The 20,632-nt window shown below is 52.4% G+C and carries 18 protein-coding genes and 1 pseudogene; 12 read left to right on the top strand and 7 right to left on the bottom strand.

Annotated elements, in window-relative coordinates:
- Nucleotides 1-35 precede the first annotated feature (35 nt).
- Nucleotides 36-635 (bottom strand): 30S ribosomal protein S4, encoded by a 600-nt coding sequence (gene rpsD, locus KNP72_RS01830; RefSeq protein ID WP_029595169.1) that lies wholly within the window; start codon nt 633-635, stop codon nt 36-38.
- A gap of 222 nt (nt 636-857) precedes the next feature.
- Entirely contained in the window at nt 858-1,340 is a 483-nt protein-coding gene (locus KNP72_RS01825) for a GAF domain-containing protein (protein ID WP_131437138.1), read from the bottom strand.
- A 236-nt stretch (nt 1,341-1,576) separates the two neighbouring features.
- Between KNP72_RS01825 and ezrA the strand changes: the two genes are divergently transcribed.
- Both ezrA and KNP72_RS01815 read left to right on the top strand, forming a co-directional pair.
- Nucleotides 1,577-3,307, top strand: a complete 1,731-nt coding sequence (gene ezrA, locus KNP72_RS01820) for a septation ring formation regulator EzrA (RefSeq protein WP_214831909.1) — start codon at nt 1,577-1,579, stop codon at nt 3,305-3,307.
- Nucleotides 3,308-3,381: 74 nt separating this feature from the next.
- Nucleotides 3,382-4,953, top strand: coding sequence for an amidohydrolase (locus KNP72_RS01815; protein ID WP_214831908.1), 1,572 nt, complete (start codon nt 3,382-3,384; stop codon nt 4,951-4,953).
- A 43-nt stretch (nt 4,954-4,996) separates the two neighbouring features.
- Here the strand turns inward: KNP72_RS01815 and KNP72_RS01810 are convergent, their stop codons facing one another.
- Nucleotides 4,997-5,815: an NAD kinase gene (locus KNP72_RS01810; RefSeq protein ID WP_031199840.1), complete on the bottom strand. Its 819-nt coding sequence runs from the start codon at nt 5,813-5,815 to the stop codon at nt 4,997-4,999.
- 155 nt (nt 5,816-5,970) lie between these two features.
- Here KNP72_RS01810 and tpx point away from each other — a divergent pair, with 155 nt between their 5' ends.
- From tpx to KNP72_RS01785, 5 genes and pseudogenes are all read left to right on the top strand, one after another.
- Nucleotides 5,971-6,459 carry a thiol peroxidase gene (gene tpx / locus KNP72_RS01805; protein WP_021065603.1) on the top strand — a complete coding sequence of 163 codons (489 nt, stop codon included), beginning with the start codon at nt 5,971-5,973 and terminating at the stop codon, nt 6,457-6,459.
- A 99-nt stretch (nt 6,460-6,558) separates the two neighbouring features.
- A complete protein-coding gene (locus tag KNP72_RS01800; protein ID WP_058764001.1) occupies nt 6,559-7,446 on the top strand; it encodes a class I SAM-dependent methyltransferase in 888 nt (295 codons plus the stop codon).
- A 126-nt stretch (nt 7,447-7,572) separates the two neighbouring features.
- The gene (locus KNP72_RS01795; RefSeq protein WP_214717537.1) at nt 7,573-8,784 is read left to right on the top strand and encodes an acetate kinase; all 1,212 of its coding nucleotides are present in this window, start codon (nt 7,573-7,575) and stop codon (nt 8,782-8,784) included.
- A 432-nt stretch (nt 8,785-9,216) separates the two neighbouring features.
- A complete protein-coding gene (locus KNP72_RS01790) occupies nt 9,217-9,825 on the top strand; it encodes a 3D domain-containing protein (protein ID WP_214717535.1) in 609 nt (202 codons plus the stop codon).
- 129 nt (nt 9,826-9,954) lie between these two features.
- Nucleotides 9,955-11,004: pseudogene (locus KNP72_RS01785) on the top strand (serine hydrolase domain-containing protein).
- A gap of 48 nt (nt 11,005-11,052) precedes the next feature.
- Here KNP72_RS01785 and KNP72_RS01780 read toward each other — a convergent pair.
- The gene (locus KNP72_RS01780; RefSeq protein ID WP_021065608.1) at nt 11,053-11,490 is read right to left on the bottom strand and encodes a universal stress protein; all 438 of its coding nucleotides are present in this window, start codon (nt 11,488-11,490) and stop codon (nt 11,053-11,055) included.
- 183 nt (nt 11,491-11,673) lie between these two features.
- Between KNP72_RS01780 and KNP72_RS01775 the strand changes: the two genes are divergently transcribed.
- Together KNP72_RS01775 and KNP72_RS01770 are read left to right on the top strand one after the other, a co-directional pair.
- A complete protein-coding gene (locus KNP72_RS01775) occupies nt 11,674-12,399 on the top strand; it encodes an SDR family oxidoreductase (protein ID WP_214717531.1) in 726 nt (241 codons plus the stop codon).
- 12 nt (nt 12,400-12,411) lie between these two features.
- Complete coding sequence (locus KNP72_RS01770; RefSeq protein WP_214831907.1) at nt 12,412-13,134, top strand: metallophosphoesterase family protein; 723 nt, start codon at nt 12,412-12,414, stop codon at nt 13,132-13,134.
- A gap of 43 nt (nt 13,135-13,177) precedes the next feature.
- Here the strand turns inward: KNP72_RS01770 and KNP72_RS01765 are convergent, their stop codons facing one another.
- Entirely contained in the window at nt 13,178-14,275 is a 1,098-nt protein-coding gene (locus tag KNP72_RS01765) for a M24 family metallopeptidase (RefSeq protein ID WP_214717529.1), read from the bottom strand.
- 161 nt (nt 14,276-14,436) lie between these two features.
- Between KNP72_RS01765 and KNP72_RS01760 the strand changes: the two genes are divergently transcribed.
- Nucleotides 14,437-15,747, top strand: a complete 1,311-nt coding sequence (locus KNP72_RS01760) for a DRTGG domain-containing protein (RefSeq protein ID WP_021065612.1) — start codon at nt 14,437-14,439, stop codon at nt 15,745-15,747.
- A 44-nt stretch (nt 15,748-15,791) separates the two neighbouring features.
- On the opposite strand, the gene KNP72_RS01755 is transcribed toward KNP72_RS01760, so the two are convergent.
- Nucleotides 15,792-16,106, bottom strand: coding sequence for a YtpI family protein (locus KNP72_RS01755; protein WP_251128808.1), 315 nt, complete (start codon nt 16,104-16,106; stop codon nt 15,792-15,794).
- Between the two features lie 77 nt (nt 16,107-16,183).
- On the opposite strand from KNP72_RS01755, the gene KNP72_RS01750 reads away from it, so the two are divergent.
- Nucleotides 16,184-17,149: a DHH family phosphoesterase gene (locus KNP72_RS01750; RefSeq protein ID WP_214717527.1), complete on the top strand. Its 966-nt coding sequence runs from the start codon at nt 16,184-16,186 to the stop codon at nt 17,147-17,149.
- Nucleotides 17,150-17,167: 18 nt separating this feature from the next.
- Here KNP72_RS01750 and KNP72_RS01745 read toward each other — a convergent pair whose 3' ends face one another.
- The gene (locus KNP72_RS01745; RefSeq protein WP_021065615.1) at nt 17,168-17,359 is read right to left on the bottom strand and encodes a YtzJ family protein; all 192 of its coding nucleotides are present in this window, start codon (nt 17,357-17,359) and stop codon (nt 17,168-17,170) included.
- A 102-nt stretch (nt 17,360-17,461) separates the two neighbouring features.
- On the opposite strand from KNP72_RS01745, the gene dnaE reads away from it, so the two are divergent.
- On the top strand, nt 17,462-20,632 hold the full coding sequence (gene dnaE / locus KNP72_RS01740) for a DNA polymerase III subunit alpha (RefSeq protein WP_353048436.1): 3,171 nt from the start codon (nt 17,462-17,464) through the stop codon (nt 20,630-20,632).

Here is a 20,632-nt window from a genome sequence, read left to right as displayed (position 1 = left end):
CCTTTCCTGCCGAGGCAGGAAAGGAGATAAAAGCATTAACGTGAGTAGTACTCAACGATGAGTTGCTCTTTGATTTGGTCGTTCAATTCAGCGCGCTCAGGAAGACGTACGAATGTACCTTCGAGCTTCTCAGCATCGAATGTGACGTAGTCTTTTGTAGCTGGTGCTACTTCGAGAGCTTCAGCGATCGCTTTGAAGTTTTTAGACTTCTCGCGAACTGAGATGACTTGACCTGGTTTTACACGGTAAGACGCGATGTCTACACGTGAACCGTCAACTTGGATGTGACCGTGGTTGACGAGTTGGCGCGCTCCGCGACGTGTGCGAGCGAGACCCATACGGTAAACGAGGTTGTCAAGGCGTGACTCGAGCAAGAACATGAAGTTCTCACCGTGGATACCTTGCATTTTCCCAGCATCGTTGAAGATGCGACGGAATTGCTTCTCGTTGATTCCGTACATGTGACGGAGTGCTTGCTTCGCTTGAAGCTGAAGACCGTATTCAGAGATTTTACGACGACCATTTCCGTGTTGACCTGGTGCGTAAGGACGTTTTGCTAATTCTTTACCCGTTTCGCTAAGCGAGATGCCTAAGCGACGCGAGAGTTTCCAAGCTGGACCTGTGTAACGAGCCATGTTTGGACTCCTCCTTGTTGTTCATGTATTTTGCACAAAAGAACAACGATGTCAAAGACGGGTGACGCCCCTTTCTAGGTTCAAGCACCTTCACTTGATAGCGAAGCTACGAGATGCTCCTCCGACTCAGTCGAGGCCCGAAAGGTGGATACGTCTGTCAATGACTGCTATCGTCATTTCATGCACAAAAATCAGTATACGACGAAACGATTCGCTTGTCAATCAGATGAAGCGAAGTAATGTCTGGCAAAATTGCTCGAGCCCTTGGCGGTCGACATCTGAGAAGCGGTCGAACTCGGGGCTGTCGATATCGAGGACACCGATCGTCTTGCCGTCGCGAACGAGCGGGACGACGATTTCTGAGTTAGAAGCCGCATCACAAGCGATATGGCCAGGGAATTGATGAACGTCTGCAATGAGTTGCGTCTCTTGCGTCGAGGCCGCAGTGCCGCAAACTCCTTTACCGAACGCGATATGGACACAAGCCGGAAGGCCTTGGAACGGTCCGAGGATGAGGGCATCTTCTCCCTCTGTTAAATAGAAGCCGACCCAGTTGATGCGGTCGAGGAACTGGTTAAGCAATGCGCTCGCGTTCGATAGGTTGGCGACACGGTTCGTCTCGCCTTCTAAAAGTGCTGCCAGCTGTTTATTGAGTAGGTCGTACCCGGCGGCCAAGTCGCCAGTGTAAGTCGTTGTTTGAAACATTTGATTCCCTCCTATGAATGAATGCATGATGAATTAGCATTATGGTACACGCATTTTTTCGGTTTGTCTTCTTAAAAGATTCGCGTGAAAAACAACATTCTCTCCCTAAACCGTTGGAAAACCTATGCAAATCATTGGTTCTATAATATGATTAGTATTATCTATACTCATAAAATACTTCATTTATTCATTTAGATACATAAGTCCATGAAAGCGGCTTGGAGGTTGTGACAGAGATGGATTACGGAATCTACGGAATTTTAATTGGAATCATTGTCATCGCATTAGGGGCCATGCTGGGAAGCATGCTCGTACGAAGGAATTTTTACCAGAAAATTGATGATTTAGACATGCGCAAACAAAGTGTGCTCAGCGCCAGTGTGCCGGCTGAACTGCAGAAGTTCAAACAATGGCCGATGGAAGGCGAGACGAAAGAAAAGTTCGAACGATGGCATCAGTCGTGGGACGAACTCGTCAGCGTACATACGGGACAAATCGATGAGGCGCTCTATCATGCCGAAGAAGATTTGGACAAATATCGCTTCCTTAAAGTGAAATCCGATTTGAACGCGACGGAACAGTTGATTGAAGAGCTCGAGTCGATGGTACACGCCATGCTCGATGAGATGGATGAGTTCAATCAACACCATTCGTCGCTTCTCGATATCGTCAAAAAAGACGAGAAAGAGTTGTATCAATTCCGGAAGACACTCGTCGCCCAAAACAGTGCGTTTGGCCCGACATACGAGCTCGTCGAGTCTGAAATCGCGGCAGCGGAAGCGAAGCGGACCGAGATGATCACGTTGAAGCAAGAAGGACAAGTATCTGAGGCGTATATCGCCGGCCAAGTCTTGTCTGAGAAAGTGACGAAGATTCGTGAACTCGTCGGCGTCATCCCGCAGTTCGTGCGCACGGTGCAAATCGATTTGAAACAACAGCTCAACCAGTTGCGCTCGGGTCATAAAGAGATGCAAATGGACGGCTACGCGCTTGAGCCGCTCGGTTTAATGGAAGAGATCGAGCAAGCGGAAGATCGCCGGGCCGCGCTCATGGACCGGATTGAACAACTCGACTTCGCTCATTTCGAGATGGACATGCAACAGCTCAGCTCGGACATCGATCAGCTGTTCGAAGCGTTCCGGACCGAAGTCGATGCACGCCAATACGTGAAAAAAGAATTCGCGACCGTGAAAGAACGTGACCGCCAGACGAGTGAAGTCATGGCTCGTCTCCATCAAGAGATGACCCGCCTCGTCAGCAATTACGAGATTAATGCCCGTGTCGGCGAAGAGTTTGAACAGCTCGAACGGGAGCGTGCGACGCTCACGGCGAACGTACTCGACATCGAACAGGCGCTCGTCGCCCAGATGATTCCGTTCAGCATGATTAAATCAAAAGTACAAGAAGCGAAACGTTCGCTCGATCAGTTCAGTGCGATGCATGAACGGTTCATCGAGAACACGAACTCCCTTCGCAAAGAAGAACTCGAAGTCCGCAACAAACTCGAGTCATGGAAGCGCGAACTGTCGGCCCATCGCCGTTTGCTCGCGAAGAGCGCCATGCCGGTCGTTCCGACTGATTTGACGAGCGATATGCGCCAGTTGCAAAAAGGCGTGCAATCGTTGGATGAACAGTTCGAGAAAGCACCGTTTAATATGACGTATATCGTCGGCCTCAGCCACGACGTCGAAGAGACGATGGACAACTTCCGGGACCGGGTCAAAGCACTCTTGCGCCAAGTCACGTACGCCGAACAACTTCTGCAGTATGCGAACCGCTATCGCCGTCGCGACAACGAGGTGCATATCGCTTTGACGCTCGCCGAGAACAAGTTCTTGCATGGGGAATATGGGACGGCCGTCGAGATTGGCGAGCGTGTCCTCGGACGTTTCGATGAAGGAGCGGCCCGTGAGATTCGCCAACGCGTCGAAAAAGGATTGGAACAGCAAGAGCTATTACGAAAATAATGATGCATGAAGATTGACGTAAACGGGAATTAACGTGTACGTCAATCTTTTTTGAATCGAGGAGGAATTTTGTGATGGGAACGCTATGGGTTAACGGAAAGATTTATACGATGAACAAAGAGCATGAACATGCTCGTGCCATGTACGTGGAGCACGGCCGGATCTTGAAGATGGGGGAAGAAGGCCACCTTCGTCGTACATACGCCGGAAGAATCAAGCAGATTGTGAATCTTGAAGGGAAGAGCGTCTATCCGGCGTTCACCGACTCACACATCCACTTGATCGGGTACGGGGAAGCGCTCGACCGGATCGATGCGACCGAGACGACGGACTTGCAAGCTCTGCTCGAATCGATGAAGCAAAAGAATGGTAACGACGATTGGATTGTCGCGGAAGGGTTCAATGACCGTCTGCTTGGCGAGATGCCGACGCGTGAGATGATTGATGCCGTCATTCCGGACCGGCCCGTCGTCTTGAAACGGGTCTGTCGTCACGTTGCCGTCGTCAACTCGAAAGGATTGGAGCGGCTCGGCTTGATTCATCATACTGTCATCGAAGGCGGGAAGCTCGGACGCGATGCGGATGGCAAGTTGAACGGGGTGCTGTACGATGCGGCGCTCGACCTGCTCCACAAAGAGCTGGGCGGAAATCGCGAGAAAAATGTCGCCTCGCTCCACCGGGCCATCGACTCTCTGTTCGCCCACGGCATCGTCAATGCCCATACGGAAGACTTGTTCTATCACGGTGATCCGCTCGAGACGATTCAAGCGTATGAAGACGTTTTGGCGGACCTCCCGTTCCACGCGCATCTGCTCGTCCATGAACAAGTCGTTGATACGTTGATTCGTCACGACGCGCTCGCCAAGCGCCCGCGTTTTGATTTCGGGGCGATGAAATTATTCGTCGACGGATCGTTCGGGGGACGGACGGCACTCTTGTCGGAACCGTACACGGATGATCCGGCACAGCGGGGAATCGAGGTTCATCGTCCGGATCATCTCGAGGCGCTTGTCAAAAAGGCGCGGTCCTACGGGATGAACGTAGCGGCCCACGTGATTGGGGACGCCGCCGCCGAACAGTTCATCACGCTGCTCGAGAAATATCCGGCCAAGCGTGGGACGCGAGACCGAATCATTCACGCCTCACTCTTGAACGACGCGCTCTTAAAACGGATTCAAGCGCTGCCGGTGTTGATTGATGCCCAACCGATCTTCTTGTCGGACGACATGAACTTGTTGTTCGACCGGCTCGGCAACGAGCGCGTCGATGACGCCTACCGCTTCAAATCGATGCTCGATACCGGAGCGCTCGTCCTCGGAGGCAGTGACGCCCCGATTTCTACCGTCGATGTACGGAAAGGTTTATATGCGGCGGTCACCCGTCAGTCATTTGAGGAGTCGGGGGCGCTCAACCCGCCGGAACGCCTATCGATGTATGAGGCGCTCCGCAGCTTCACGTATGCACCGCGTGTCGCGACAGGCACACACGGACGCGACGGCTTGTTGATTCAGAGCTATAACGCGACGTTCACGGTGTGGGAAGAGGACTTCTTCGACCTGCGTGGACGCGACATCCTCGACAATCGACTCGTCATGACGGTCGTCGAGGGGACGCCGGTATACGAGGCCAATGTCGTCAACGCATAAGGAAAGGCTAGCCATCCACGAGGGACGGCTAGCCTTTTGTCGTTTAGAAAAATGAACGCTGGACTTTGTGCCAGAACGAGTTGTTTTTCAGTTTGACGGTCTTAATGACCTGATCAGAAAGTTCGATATCGATGCGGTCTGTATATTTCAAGCTGAGCGCCTCGTTGTCCATGCCGATAATCGGATAGTCGTTCCCATCCTCAACGATGCGGAGCGAGAGTTTGCGCGAGTCGTGCACGATGAACGAAGAGCCGAGCGTGCGGTAACGATTGTTGTTCACCGAGGCGATCTCGCTCACTTGCATACATGGGATGAGCGGATCGACGATAGCGCCGTCGAGTGATTTGTTGTACGCTGTCGAGCCGGTCGGTGTCGAGACGACCATGCCGTCGCCGCGGAACGTCTCGAAATGGAGATCGTCGATGTACACTTCGATGGCGAGCGATTTGATGATACTCGACTTGATTGAGGCTTCGTTCAAACAAAGCATCGGAGTCGATTCATTGATGGATGCCGACAAGAGCGGGTATTTCCGCACCTCGAGACCGGCTTCGATACGGGCGCTGTTGTCCGAGAACAAGCGATCGACTTCGTCGAGTTTATGTATATCGAAATCGCAATAAAACTCGTTCAAGCCGCGGCCAAACCCGACGTAAATGGCATCTTGACGGAATCCCGTATAGCGGACAGCCTGCAAGAACGCGCCATCTCCCCCGATGGCGACGATGATGTTGGCGTCTTCAGGGCGATTGACGACGTTGAAGCCGTATTTCTCACCGATTTCGATTAATTTTTTTACTTCTTTTGTAAAGTCGTTGACGTTACGATGGTACAAAAAAACGTTGTTTCTCATCCTAGTCATCCCCTTTGTCAATTGAGTCTCTTTCATTATACAGCGTTTTAGACGCTCGATATAGGGAAAATCACAATCAGGCCGTCTGAGGCAGGATGCTTGTCATCGAGACGGCGCCATCGCTATGATGAAGAAGTATAAATCATGCAAAAGGGGATGAAACGATGCCAACATTTAAAGGCAATACCGTTACACTGCAAGGGAACCCGGTCAAAGTCGGAGATACTGCACCGGACTTTACAGCGCTCACGACGGCACTTGAAGAGGTGACGCTCGCGTCATACCCAGGCAAGAAATTGATTAGTGTCGTTCCATCGATCGACACAGGTGTCTGTGACACGCAAACACGCGCATTCAACGAGAAGGCGTCATCGCTCGGCGGTACCGTCTTGACGGTGTCAAACGACTTACCGTTCGCACAGCGTCGCTGGTGTGCGGCGTCAGGACTTGATAATGTCGTCATGTTATCGGATCACCGCGACCAATCGTTCGCGAAATCGTACGGCGTATTGATGGAAGAACTCCGTCTTCTCGCACGTTCGGTATTCGTCATCGACTCGGCCGGTACGGTCCAGTATGTCCAGTACATGGATGAGATGACAGAGGAAGTTGATTTCGATGCGGCGCTCGAGGCGTTTGACGCTGCGAACTGATTCGCTTGGCGAAACGACCACGAATCGCTTACACTAATAGAAGTGAACCGACCGGCTCTCCACAAGAGGGCCGGTTTTGTATGGAAAGGATGATCGAAGATGGAACGATTTGAACAACTGTATCGGGATTGGAAGAAAGAAGCGAAGAAGCTGACGACAGACCTTGACTTATTGCCGCTCGAGGCATTGATTGAAGTGTTTGAGCGAGTCAATGTCGAACAGGAGAAAACGGATGATGTCCGCAAAGCCGTCAGTCTGCTCGTCCTCGAGGAGACGACGACACTCCCGCCGAACCATCAACCGACACCGGACGCCGTCAGCCTGTTCATCGGGTACTTGGCGACGAAGCTCGTCAAGGACGGGGCGAACGTGCTGGAACTCGGCAGCGGAACGGGCACGCTCGTCCACGCCGTGTTGACACAATTGAAAGATGCCACCGCGCAGGCGGTTGAAGTCGACGAGACGATGCTTCGCCTGTCGTACGCAATCAGCAACTTGCTCGGTAAGCCGGTTTCGTACTTCCATCAAGACGCACTCGCACCGCTATTCGTCGAGCCGAGCGACTTAGCGCTCGTCGATTTGCCGATCGGCTATTATCCGAACGACGACATGGCATCCGGCTACGCCTTGAAACGGGATGAAGGCCATTCTTACTCGCACTTCTTGTTGATCGAGCAGGCGATGCGTCACTTGAAACCAGGCGGTCACGGGATCTTTGTCATCCCGAACAATTTGTTTGAACAGGATGACGAAGGGAAATTAAAACAGTGGATGGACCGTGAGGCCGTCGTCAAAGGTGTTCTTCAATTGCCGACGACGATGTTCAAAGATGAGCGGTATGCGAAAAGCCTATTGATGTTACAAAAGCTTGGGGAAGGCGTCAAACGCCCGAAACAAGCACTCCTCGTCGAGTTGCCATCGTTCACGGATGTACGTGCTGTTGCCAATATTGTGAAACAGATTGATGATTGGTTTAAAACAACATAATTTTTATTGGGCAAAAGACTTGAAAAACATATGCCATATCAAGTATCTTCATTATGATACAGTTATCGGTTTTTAAGAGAACAGATAAAGACTCGTGTTTAAATCGAAAGGTAAGAGGTGTATGACATGACAAAAATTATGGCAGTCAACGCAGGTAGTTCGTCATTAAAGTTCCAACTTCTCGAAATGCCATCTGAGAAGATGCTCGCCGTCGGGCTCGTCGAGCGTGTCGGAAAAGAAGATGCGATCTTCACGATTAAATATGGCGAAGGACAAAAGTTCCATATCGTCACACCGCTTCATTCACATAAAGAAGCGGTCGAGCTCTCGCTCGAAAAATTGATTGACCTTGATGTTATTCAGTCGTTCGACGAAATCGCAGGCGTCGGTCACCGTGTCCTTCATGGAAAAGAGTTGTACGCGGATTCGGTCGTTATCGACGATGAAGTCATGAAGAACATCGAATCGTTCGTCGAACTCGGACCGCTCCACATCCCGCCAAACTTGACGGGGATTCGTGCGTTTCAAACGATTTTACCGAACGTACCGCAAGTCGCGGTCTTCGACACGGCGTTCCACCAGTCGATGCCAGAAGAGAACTTCTTGTACAGCCTTCCGTATGAGTACTACACGGAGCACGGCGTCCGGAAGTACGGTTTCCACGGAACGAGCCACAAGTACGTCACGCAACGTGCGGCAGAGCTTCTCGGTCGTCCGCTTGAAGACCTTCGTTTAATCTCGTGCCACCTCGGTAGCGGTGCTTCAATCGCAGCGGTTGCCGGTGGTCGTTCGATCGACACGACGATGGGCTTCACGCCACTCGAAGGAATCACGATGGGAACACGCTCGGGATCACTTGACCCGGCCCTCATCCCGTTCTTGATGCAGAAGACTGGCAAGTCGGCTGAAGACGTATTGAACGTCATGAACAAAGAGTCAGGTGTCTACGGTCTCTCGGGTATCTCGAGTGACTTGCGTGACATCGAGCAAGCAGCGGCTGAAGGCAACCACCGTGCCGAAGTCTCGCTCAAAATCTTCTCGAACCGCATCCACGGTTATATCGGTCAATATGCGGCAGAGATGAACGGTGTCGATGCGATCATCTTCACAGCTGGTGTCGGAGAAAACTCTGACGTCATCCGTGAGCGCATCCTTCGTGGCCTTGAGTTCATGGGCGTCTACTGGGATCCATCACTCAACAACGGAGCACGTGGCAAAGAGTTGTTCATCAACTACCCGCACTCACCGGTCAAAGTCATCATTATCCCGACGAACGAAGAATTGGTCATCGCACGCGATACTGTTCGCATCGCCAACCTCGTCGAATCACACGTTTAAGCTGTTACAGCGTCCGTGCCGGATTCATCCGGCACGGGCGTTTTTTAGTGCTTTTGGCATACGGCACGAGATGGTTTTGTGACGATGGACCGAATCGAAAGTGATTGTTTGTAACATTTGGCGTAAGAAAACATGGTTTCCGTAACAAAGCAGATATATTTATTCCTTTAATTGGGAATTGATATGACGAAACCTAAAGAATTTTATTTAAACCGTCATCCAGGCTTAAAGGATGACGGTTTTGTAATGTAATCGTAACTTAGCTGACACTCAAATGAATTTTAGTTGTAAACGCACGGTCATGCGATTCGTCATATAGTTATCTGGACGAAACATTCCGTAATCGATACGACATGTTTCAACTGGAACAGCACCACAGATTCGACAACACGAACTTACTACGAACAAACCGACTAGGAGAGGACAAACCACATGCTCAAAAAAATTGGAACGGTCTTACTACTGACGGTCATGACACTCGCTATGCTCTTACCCCAACAACAAGTTGAGGCGTCTTCAAAAGTATACGTACAAAGCCAAGTCAACGGATTGAACGTCCGCTCGGCAGGGACGCTCAGCGGTAAAGTGATTGGGAAGATCAATAAAGGACAACAACTTCAGCGTACTGGCTCAAAAGGAGCTTGGATTCGCGTCAACTATAAAGGGAAAACGGGTTGGGTCTCTGCTAAATACTTAAAAGCAGTAAAGAAATCTGCGAAGTCGGTAGCAAAAACCAGTATGAAGTCTAAAACGTATAAAATGAATGCTTCAGCTTACACACCATATTGCAAAGGATGTTCAGGCGTTACGGCGCTAGGCTGGAACGTACGTGCGCAAAAACGTAACGTCATCGCTGTCGATCCGCGCGTCATCCCGCTTGGTAAGAAAGTACAAGTATATGTCGCAGGAAAGTTGATGGGCACATATACAGCGGCTGATGCAGGCGGCGCCATCAAAGGTAACAAAATCGACATCTTGATGTACTCGCAAAGTGCGGCTCTTAAATTCGGTCGCAAAACAGTGACTGTCAAAGTGTTATAATACGTGAACGAGGGGCTATCGCATTTGCGGTGGCCCTTTTTTTGATTCGCTGAAACGGATTGCACCGGATGAAGATCGAGGTGTGGCAACTTGAGTAGAAGGAAATTGAATGGTTGTCGAGAAGACCGTATGCAGGTTGAAAGGGGGGAAGGTGACGTGGAGACGACTTACAGTGCATTGATCTCATATGTAAAAGATATTCAGCACCTCAATCAAAGCAGTGCCGCCGCGCTGCTAGTCCTGCAAGACGATCGCATCGTGTTCGAACATTATGACGGCTTCCATTCGAATCATGATTCAAAAGTGGTTGACGTCAATTCGATGTTCAACGTCGCTTCGGCCCGTAAAAGCTATTTGGGACTGGCGATTGCCTATGCGTTGTATGAAGGAAAGATTCGGCATCTCGATGATTTGGTCTCTGATTATTTTGACGAGTATGACGTGGGCACGTTTCGAGGGACGACGATTCGGCATTTGGTCACGCACTCGCACGGATTGAACTAGGATGAGACGGGTTTGGTATTTCGTGAGTTCGATGCAGGTGAGGGATGGGCATATCAGGGTGTGAACGTCGAAATCGTGACGAATTTGTTTAAACGGTTGTACGGATATGATTTCACTCACTTATTAAGAGAGCGGGTGTTTCAGCCGATGGGACTCTCACGAACGGAATGGGCGACTCGTGCGGCACCGAGTCTTGTCAAAGTCGTGGACGTTCCTGACGAGGAAGCGTCGTATAAGTTGTATCCTTTTGATGATGGGATGGGGTCGAATCTACATACGACTGCGCGAGAATTCGCTGCATGGGGCAATCTTCATTTGAATAACGGACGTCATCGAGGCGTTCAGATTGTGCCGGAAGAAGTGATTCGTCTCGCGACCTCGATTCAAAGTCCCGAGTATGCCAATTCAACGTTCCCGACAAACGGGCTGTTCTGGTATGTCCAAGGCGTGCCGAAAGCGTGGAGCGAACTAGGGGAGGCTGTACCGACAGGGTCGTATCAAATCCTCGGGAACACCGGACCATTGCTATTGGTCATTCCCGCCTATCGAGCCGTCGTTGTCAGGATGTATAACAAACGCTATAACTATGGGGGCGACCGCTATCTCGATTATCTTCGCGAGTTCAGCAATCTGGCGGCTGAGACGCTTCGGCCGACCGACAACCCGATATCATAAGCAACCCCACACGAAAGGGCCAACGCGTGCGCGCTGGCCCTTGGCTTGTTATTGGCGGACAATGAGAACGTCACACTTCGAGTAGCGGACGATGCTTTCAGAGACGCTACCGATGAAGAAGCGTTCGACGGCGTTCAACCCGGTTGCTCCACAGATGATGAGATCAATGTCGTGATTCGGTGCGATTTTTTTAGCGATCGTCACTTTCGGAGAGCCGTACTCGATGACCGTCTCCACTTCTTTGACACCTCGTTCTTTCGCGCGATTGACGTAGTCCTCGAGCAGTTCTTTCGCATACGTCTCAGCACGCTCGGTAATCGTCCGGTCGTACGCTTCAACCGTGGCGAATGTCCGTGTATCGATGACGTGTCCGATATACAGTTTGCCATCGTTTCGAAGTGCGACGTCGATTGCTGTTTCAAATGCACGTTCGGCCTCTTTCGAGCCGTCGACGGCAGATAGAATATGTTTGTAGACAATTGCCATGTAAATCCCAACCTTTCGCTTGAAATGTACGTGCGGCTTACATGTATAGTATACCACTTCTGCTTCAATTCACGCCCGGTTCTTTCAGAAATGTGTGAAATTTTCACAACTTTCTGATGGAACAGGTTGAAGTTTGGAAATGGGCAAGCGGAACGGGTAAGATGATACAGAGGAGGGATGACGATGAAACATGTAGTCATCACGGCCGGTGCGAAAGGGATCGGCCGCATTGTGACGGAACGATTATTGGAGGAAGGTTGGCACGTCAGTGTATTGCAGCGGAAGCCGATCAATTGGCAACATGAACGGTTACATATGGTCGAGGCCCCGTTGACGGACCGCGAAGCTGTTCTGAGTGGCTATGAAGAGGCGGTGGCCAAATTCGGAGAGCCGGACGCGCTCATCTTGAACGCCGGGCCTTACATCTTCGAACGGAAGTGTCTCGTCGATTTGACGGACGAGGAGTGGGACGAGGTCATCAGCGGCAATTTGTCAGCCTCGTTTTGGCTGATGCGCCGGGCTATCCCGAGTATGCGGGCAAAACGATTCGGCCGCATCATCACATATGGCTTCCCGGAGAGTGGGACGGCACCGGGCTGGGTTCATCGGTCGGCTTTCGCGGCCGCCAAAACCGGGCTCGTCAGTTTGACGAAATCGGTCGCACTCGAGGAAGCGGCACACGGCATCACAGCCAATATGATTAACCCGGGCAATATCGTCGGCGCGCAAAAAGAAATGCGAATCGAAGCGGCCGAACCGGACGACCAGACCCCGGTCGGACGACACGGGACGGGCGAAGACATCGCCCGCATGATTCTATTCCTGCTCGCCCGCAATTCCGATATGGTCACAGGTGCCATCATCGATGTGACCGGAGGCGTCAACGTCGTCCATCAATACCGAAAATAAGGGGGAAACCGCATGAAATTGGCCATGTTGACCGATATCCATGGAAACGTCCAAGCGCTCGACGCGGTGCTGGCCGAGCTCGATTGCCAGCAGGTCGACGAGATTTGGAGTTTGGGCGATATGATCGCGATGGGGCCCGACTCGAACGAAGTGATGGCGCGTCTGCTCGACCGTGGTGTACACTTGATCACCGGCAACCATGATGAGGCCGTCTTATCGCTTATGGCCGGGACGGGTCACCCCGACAGTTATGCCCATACCCGTCCGCATCATGAGTGGGTGGCGCGCACGCTCAGGCCTGACTATGCGGACGCGCTCTTCAAGTTGCCGCGTACGATTGAACGCGTTGTCGAGGATACGCGGGTATATGGGATTCATTATCATATCCCGAGCGAGAAGCGGGACGTGCCGATCACCGAGGAGCCGTTCCATGACATCGTCGAGGCGACGCTCTCGAACATGCAGTCGCTGTACGGGTCTTATGAAGCGGACGTCATCTGTTTCGGGCACCATCATCCGGAGCATGTGTTCCATGACGACACGAAACATTATTTCAATCCCGGTGCGCTCGGTGTCGCCCGTGACGATTTGGCCCGTTACGGCATCCTCGAGTGGGATCAGACAGGCTTCGCCATCCATCCGCAGTCGGTCCGTTATGACAAGCGGGCATTTCTGGAAACGATGGAACGGAATGATGTGCCGCAACGTGACGTCATGTTCAGACTCTTTTATTGACCGTGAAAAAGACCAGCCGCGTACGGCTGGTCTTTTTTGTGACTCAATTGATTTCTTGGAGCGTCTTCGGGTAACTCGTCAACAAGATCGGACCATTCTCGGTCATGACGATATCGTCCTCGATGCGGACGCCGCCGACGCCAGGGAGATAAATTCCTGGTTCGACGGTGAACGTCATCCCGACTTGGGCCGTCATATCATTGTTAGCAGCCATCGACGGGAATTCGTGCACCTCGATGCCGATTCCGTGTCCGACGCGATGCGTAAAGTATTCGCCGTAGCCGGCCGACGTGATGACTTGGCGAGCCGCAATGTCGATTGACCCGAGCGTCGTCCCGACGTTCGCCATCTCGATGGCGGCTTCTTCGGCCTTAAGGACGGTCTCATAAATTTCACGTTGCTTCGTGCTCGCTTCGCCGTAGACGACGGTACGCGTGATATCCGAGGCATAGCCTTGCCAAATGACACCGAGGTCGAACAAGGCGAAGTCGCCTTTCTTCAAGCGGTTATTGCCGGGTACGCCGTGCGGATCGGCACTGTTCTCGCCGAACAAGACGAGTGTGTCGAACGACATCTCGCGGACACCTTGTTTCTTCATCGCATATTCGATCTCGGCGATGACCTCGAGCTCGGTCACGCCTTCACGCAAGGCGCGAATTCCTGCCTCAATCGCCATATCAGCGAGTTCGGCGGCGCGTTTCATCAGGCGGACCTCGTCCGGAGACTTGATCATGCGAAGCGCCTGAAGCTCTTCGGTCAAGTCGATGATCGAGAGACCGGCAAAGCCGGCCCGGAGCTGTTCGACACGGTTGTAGGTCAAATGCTCGCCTTCAATCCCGATGCGCTCGGGGATAATCTGTTGGTCGAGGAACAGTTTGACGACTTTGTCCCATGGATTTTCGTGGTCCATGTACGTGACGATATCGCCATTCCAGTCGCTCGCCTCGACAATGCCTTTTTCAAGTGCCGGACAGACGAGAGCGGTCGTGCCGTTCTTTAAGACGAGGATGGCGATGAGCCGCTCATGTGCCTCGGCATATACTCCCGAAAAATAAAAGACCGATGCTTTCGACGTGACAAAAGCAGCGTCTAACCCTTTAGTGGCCAAAGATTGTGCAATATGGTTGGTTCGTTGATTCAACTCGTTTCCCTTCCTTCTCGTTCATTGGCGTTCTGTTTCATTATACCGTTTTCCAAAACGGAAAGGAAATGTCACATTTTCAGTAGTACAGTTTGAAGAAGGAAGACTGATACAGTATACTGAAGATGACAGAAAATGTATTGAGGAAAGGGACTCGTGACATGACAACAAAACATGAACAGATCATAGCACATATCGAGTCGCTCGATGTCGGATCTAAAATTTCGGTCCGCCAAATCGCGAAGGAATTGGCAGTATCAGAAGGAACGGCGTATCGGGCCATCAAAGAAGCGGAGAATTTAGGCTTCGTCTCGACGATTGAACGGGTCGGCACCATTCGCATCAAGCGTAAACATAAAGAGAATATTGAGAAGCTGACGTTCGCAGAAGTCGTCAATATCGTCGACGGACAAGTGCTCGGTGGCCGAGACGGGCTCCATAAAACGCTCTCGAAGTTCGTCATCGGGGCGATGAAGCTTGAGGCGATGATGCGATATATCGACGTCGACTCACTCGTCATCATCGGAAACCGGGAAAAGGCGCATGAACTTGTGCTCCAGTCCGGTGGCGCCGTGTTGATCACGGGGGGATTCGACACGACCGATGAAGTGAAACGAATGGCCGATAAGTATCACATGCCGGTCATCTCGACGTCGTATGACAGTTTCACCGTCGCGACGATGATCAACCGGGCCATCTATGACCGCTTGATTAAAAAAGAGATTCTACTCGTCTCGGATATCGTCATCCCGCTGCACGACACGTTCTATTTGAAAGTGGACGATACGGTCAAACGGTGGCACGAACTGAACGAACGGACGAAACATAACCGTTATCCCGTCATCGACGAGCAGATGAAAGTCGTCGGCGTCATCACGGCGAAAGACTTGCTCGACCGTCCGCACGACACCGAAATCGAGAAAGTGATGACGAAGAGCCCAATCACGGTCGGCGTTCAGACGAGCGTCACCAATGCGGCTCACCAAATGGTTTGGGAAGGCATCGAGATGCTCCCGGTCGTCGACAACTATGGCCGTCTGCTCGGTATCATCAGCCGCCAAGACGTGTTGAAGGCGCTCCAACTCGCCAACCGCCAACCGCAAGTCGGCGAGACGTTCGACAATATGATCACGAATCAGTTGAAAGAAGACCCAGCTTCGAACGGGACGGCGTTCACCGTCGAGGTCGCGCCACAGATGACGAGCCACATGGGGACGGCATCGTCAGGGGTGTTGACGACGTTGCTCGTCGAAGGAGCGACCCGCAGTCTACGTCATATGAAAAAAGGCGACCTCGTCGTCGAAAATATTACGGTCTACTTTATGAAACCGATTCAAATCGAGAGCCAAATTCGCGTCTCGGCCAACGTGTTCGACCTTGGCCGGAAGTTCGGGAAAGTCGATGTCGAGATGACACAAGGCACCCAACTCGTCGCCAAGGCGCTCGTCACAGCGCAATTGATTGACCGCTAACAAAAAAACGAGCTGATGCCATCATCAGCTCGTTTCTATTTCTCTTATGATTGGTTGATTGGCTCTTCGCTAGCGAGCGGATAGATTTTACGATAGCGAATGAACCCGACGATGGCGTTGCCGACACCCAAGACGAGCATAGCGATGCTGACGATCCAACCGATCGTCGAGCCGAGCCCGAGTCCGCCAACCATTTGGTTGATGGCGAAGAGTGCGAGAAACATGCTCAGCCAGATGAGCGCTTGCGTGTTGAACAGTGCTTTCCGGTACGGTGTCTTCGTCAAATAAGCGCGTCGTTTGGAAACGAAGTAAGCACCTAACGAAAACAGAATGAGTCCGATCATAACTAATTGACCCAAGTGAAGAAACCCCTTTCAGACGTGTAATCTGTTATCATCATACCATAGAATAGTGTTCAAGAAAGCGAGGAATGGCAATGGCACATTGGCCAGAGGCAGCAACGATATTGAAATTGATTGAAGCGGCGGACACGATTATGATTCATCGACACGTCCGTCCCGACCCTGACGCGCTCGGGAGTCAGCTCGGATTAAAGCGGATTCTTGAAGTCGCCTATCCGGAAAAACAGGTCTATGTCGTCGGCGGTATCGTCCGTGATTTAGAGTTTTTAGGTAAGATGGAGCATGTCGAACCGGAGATGTATCAAGAGGCGCTCGTCATCGTGCTCGATACGGCTAACCATGAACGAATCGATGGGCCGCACGCCTTGACCGGCAAAACCGTCGTCAAAATTGACCACCACCCTGACGAGGATGCGTATGCGACCCATCAAATCGTCGACACGACCGTTAGTTCAACCTCAGAGATGATTGCTGAACTTGCAGGGATTTGGGGGCTTGAACTTGACGAGGCGTCCGCATTCTTGTTGTTCGCCGGAATCGTAGGCGACACGGGACGGTTCCAGTTCCGCAACGCGACGCCACGTACGTTCGAAGTCGCGGCCGAACTGATTAACCATGGTATCGATACGAACCGGCTGTATCGTCAAATGTATAAGACGAATTTGGCGACGTTGCAACTCCAAGGCTATGTCTTACAAAACGTCATTGTGACCGACGCGGGTGTTGGCTACGTCAAAATCGATGCAGACGTCTTGCGCACGTTCCATGCGACACCGGAAGCGGCGTCGTTGCTCGTCAACAGCTTCTCTGGCCTCGAAGGGCTGAAGTGTTGGGTCATGTTCGTCGAGAACAAGGACGAGATTCGTGTCCGGATCCGTTCGAAAGGACCGGTCATCAACGAAGTGGCGAAACGCTATCGCGGCGGTGGTCATCCGATGGCCGCCGGTGCCACGATTGACAAGTGGGAAGAGATGGACGAGGTGATCGCGGCGCTCGATGAAGTCGCGGCCCCGTTCACGTTCGAAACAGAAGAGAGCTGACCGGTTGGTCAGCTCTCTTCAGCGTTTATCCTCTTCTTGTGGAATGAACCACGTACCACGGTCGGTCACATCCTCGACGACATCGAGTTGATACTCGGTGATATAACGTCGGAGTCGTTCGATAATCTCCGGACTGTCGGCGAAGACGGTCTGGCCGTTCTGTAAATTCTCTAGCTTGTCACGTGCGATTTTACCCCGATTAATAATCATACGGTTTATACCCCCTTTTAGGAGAAGTTTTGTCTATAATTATTGTATCAGACAAGTGCCAAAATGAGTTTGACAATTGTGAAAAAAGAAAGGGGGACTCTTGTGATCCACTTAAATGTACGATCGGCTTATAGCTTGATGCAAAGTACGATTCGGCTCGAACAGTATGTCGCCCAGATGGCCGAACGGGGGAGTCGAGCAGTCGCCTTGGCCGACGATGCGTTATACGGCTTGCCGCAATTCGTCCGATTATGTGAACGCTATGCGGTTAAACCCGTTATCGGATTACGGACGACGCTGCGAATGGATGGATTCGATGTCTCCGTTCTCGTCTATGCGTTGACAGATGAACAAGTGCCCGAACTGTATCGCATCGTCCAGGCCGATGGCTTGACCGAAGCGACCGAACTGGCCGTGCTCATCTTACCGGAGAACTGGAAAACGAACGACCCGGTTCACCGCCGCCGCCTCTATAACCATTTGCTCGGTTACGTGAATGAAGACAGACTGTGGCTCGGGTTGCCGGCGCCGCAATCGACGGAACAGACGCTGATGCTCCGGCAATTACGCGAGATGCGTGACGAACTGGGGACACGACTCGTACCGGCCCCGGACACGTGTTACATGAGACCGGAGGATTTCGAGGCGTATCGCGCCATCGTCGCCATCGGTGAAGGCGAGCTCATCTCACAAGAAGATGTGCATCGGAAAGGAAAGTACGTAAGACTGCCGAGCGAAATGAACGATTGGTTCGAACCGATCGAGCTTGAGGCGTTGGACGAGTTCGAATCCCTCATCTCGGTCACACGCTTGCCGGAGGCGACCTCGTCGATTCCAGAGATTGAACATGCGATCGACCGACTGAAGCGTCTCGTCGCCGAACGATTGAAGGCGCTCGACTTGTTCCAAGAGGAATATATCGAACGAGCCCGCTATGAACTCGACGTCATAGCGCGGACCGGTTTCGCCTCGTATTTCCTCATCGTCGAGGATATCGTCCGCTACGCTAAGGAGCAAGGCATTGAAGTCGGTCCTGGGCGTGGGTCCGCGGCCGGATCACTCGTCAGTTTCGCGCTTCACATCACCGAGGTCGACCCGGTCCGGTTCGAGCTGTTATTCGAACGCTTTTTGAACCCGGAACGAATCACGATGCCGGATATCGATTTAGACTTCGAAGACGAGCGGCGCGATGAGGTCGTCCGCTATGTCCTCGATAAATACGGGGCCAACCACGCCGCCCAAATCGGGACGCTCGCGACGTTCGGCGCGAAAGCGGCGCTACGTGATGTCGCGCGGGCGCTCGGGCTGACGCTTGAAGAAGGGCAGGCGGCCAGCAAACAAGTGAAAGACGACGGGTTGGCCGGGATTTTGGCCAATCCGACAAAGATGAAATGGTTTGCCGGCAGTCAGAAGCGGTCGCAACTGTTACACATCGCCGCCCAGCTCGAAGGATTGCCCCGTCAAGCCTCGGTCCACGCGGCCGGACTCGTACTCAGTCGCGACGCGCTTGATGACGTCACCCCGTTACAGCCGACAGCAGGGGAGCAAGTGACCCAATATAATATGAAGGATCTCGAAGCGCTCGGCCTGTTGAAAATCGATTTGCTCGGTCTGCGCAACTTGACGAGACTCCGTCAGATGGAGACGCTCATTCGCGAGACGGATGAACTGTTCTCGCTGAAGACAATTCCATTGAATGACGCCAAGACGTTGCGGGTGCTCGCTCGCGGTGACACGGACGGGATTTTCCAGTTCGAATCGGAAGGGATGAAACAAGCGCTCCGGCAAGTGAAGCCGACCACGTTCGAGGATATCGTCGTCACGATGTCGCTCTATCGTCCAGGTCCGATGCAGTTTATCGATACGTATGCGAAGCGAAAGCATGGCATGCCGCATCAGCCGGTCCACCCGGTCGTCGGTGAGATTATGCGTACGACGAACGGCGTGCTCGTCTATCAGGAGCAAGTCATGCGCCTCCTGCGAGAACTTGCCGGCTACTCGTATGCCGAGGCCGATTTGATTCGCCGTGCCATCGCCAAGAAAGATGTGGCGGCCATCGACGTCGAGAAGAGTCGATTCTTGGAACGTTCGTCGGAGCGGTTCGACAGCGACTCGATGCGACAAGTATTCTCGTGGATTGAGAAGTTCGCGGGCTACGGCTTCAACCGTTCACACGCGGTGGCCTACAGCTTGATCAGTTATCGCTTGGCTTTCGTGAAGGCGCACTTCGAACGGATTTTTTATCTCGTCACGTACGACAAGACGAACCAACTCGTTCGCATGCTGCGAAAAGGGAAAATTCCCGTCTATCCGCCGGACGTCCTTCATGGCCAAGCCGGGGCCTTTTTAGAAGGGCCAGGGGTCCGTCTCGGGTTGAAGGCGGTCCAAGGCTTGACGAAACGCGACGTCGAACGGTTGATTGAACACCATTCCGAATTCACCGACGTAAAACGTCTGCTCGAACTGATGGAGTGGGGCTCGAAAGACCAGCCGAAGTTGCGGCGCCTGCTCGGAGCCGGTGCCCTCGACCGGATGTATCACGGCGATCGCCACCGTGCGTTCGAGGCCGTTGAACGGCTTCGCGAGGAGACAGAGACGCATCTGCTCCCAGATGAGCTGTCCGCACTCGGTTTGAAGCGCTCGGCACCAATCGAGCCGAATTGGTCCGAAGAAGAACGGGAAGCACTCGGGACGTGGATCGTCCATTCGCCGTTGACGACGGTCGCCCCGCTCTCAATTGAGACGGTGACGATCGATGAAGTGTTGAACGGCGAACGTGGATTCATCGTCGTCTACGTCGATGCGATTCGTACGTTCAAGACGAAAAAGAATGAAGAGATGGGTGTCGTCATGGTCGATGACGGCGTCTCGCAAGACGAGGTCGTGATTTTTCCACGCGTGTTCACCCAATTCTCTCGTTCACTGTATGTCGGGAACGTCCTCTTGCTCGAGGTGCATCCGAATGAGCGGGACGGGCGTCGCCAACTCGTCGTCGAACGCGTCCGGCCTCTCCACGGCCAAGCGTTGTTCGTCCGATTGCGTCTGGATTCGTTCGCCGATCTTGAAGAACTATTGCGAACAGCGCCAGGGGATGTCCCCGTCATTTGCCGATTCTCTGATTCGAAAGAAGTGAAACAACTCGCCTCGACATATGCCGTCAATCCGACAGAAGCATTGTTGCAAGGATTGAGGCAGCGGTTCGGCGATACGGATGTCGTGTTGAAACGGGTCGACTCGAAATTGCCCGGCACGAGAACTAGTACCAAGTCATAA

Origin of the sequence: Exiguobacterium sp. s152 (assembly GCF_018618335.1) — a bacterium.
Lineage (GTDB): Bacteria > Bacillota > Bacilli > Exiguobacteriales > Exiguobacteriaceae > Exiguobacterium > Exiguobacterium chiriqhucha.
Note: the sequence above shows the minus strand (reverse complement) of the source record. Positions and strands in the feature narration are given on the sequence as shown.

Excerpts from the sequence above, each read along its gene's own strand:
- rpsD (WP_029595169.1), bottom strand. The coding sequence starts at position 635 with ATGGCTCGTTACACAGGTCCAGCTTGGAAACTCTCGCGTCGCTTAGGC.
- KNP72_RS01825 (WP_131437138.1), bottom strand. The coding sequence starts at position 1,340 with ATGTTTCAAACAACGACTTACACTGGCGACTTGGCCGCCGGGTACGAC.
- ezrA (WP_214831909.1), top strand. The coding sequence starts at position 1,577 with ATGGATTACGGAATCTACGGAATTTTAATTGGAATCATTGTCATCGCA.
- KNP72_RS01815 (WP_214831908.1), top strand. The coding sequence starts at position 3,382 with ATGGGAACGCTATGGGTTAACGGAAAGATTTATACGATGAACAAAGAG.
- KNP72_RS01810 (WP_031199840.1), bottom strand. The coding sequence starts at position 5,815 with ATGACTAGGATGAGAAACAACGTTTTTTTGTACCATCGTAACGTCAAC.
- tpx (WP_021065603.1), top strand. The coding sequence starts at position 5,971 with ATGCCAACATTTAAAGGCAATACCGTTACACTGCAAGGGAACCCGGTC.
- KNP72_RS01800 (WP_058764001.1), top strand. The coding sequence starts at position 6,559 with ATGGAACGATTTGAACAACTGTATCGGGATTGGAAGAAAGAAGCGAAG.
- KNP72_RS01795 (WP_214717537.1), top strand. The coding sequence starts at position 7,573 with ATGACAAAAATTATGGCAGTCAACGCAGGTAGTTCGTCATTAAAGTTC.
- KNP72_RS01790 (WP_214717535.1), top strand. The coding sequence starts at position 9,217 with ATGCTCAAAAAAATTGGAACGGTCTTACTACTGACGGTCATGACACTC.
- KNP72_RS01780 (WP_021065608.1), bottom strand. The coding sequence starts at position 11,490 with ATGGCAATTGTCTACAAACATATTCTATCTGCCGTCGACGGCTCGAAA.
- KNP72_RS01775 (WP_214717531.1), top strand. The coding sequence starts at position 11,674 with ATGAAACATGTAGTCATCACGGCCGGTGCGAAAGGGATCGGCCGCATT.
- KNP72_RS01770 (WP_214831907.1), top strand. The coding sequence starts at position 12,412 with ATGAAATTGGCCATGTTGACCGATATCCATGGAAACGTCCAAGCGCTC.
- KNP72_RS01760 (WP_021065612.1), top strand. The coding sequence starts at position 14,437 with ATGACAACAAAACATGAACAGATCATAGCACATATCGAGTCGCTCGAT.
- KNP72_RS01750 (WP_214717527.1), top strand. The coding sequence starts at position 16,184 with ATGGCACATTGGCCAGAGGCAGCAACGATATTGAAATTGATTGAAGCG.
- KNP72_RS01745 (WP_021065615.1), bottom strand. The coding sequence starts at position 17,359 with ATGATTATTAATCGGGGTAAAATCGCACGTGACAAGCTAGAGAATTTA.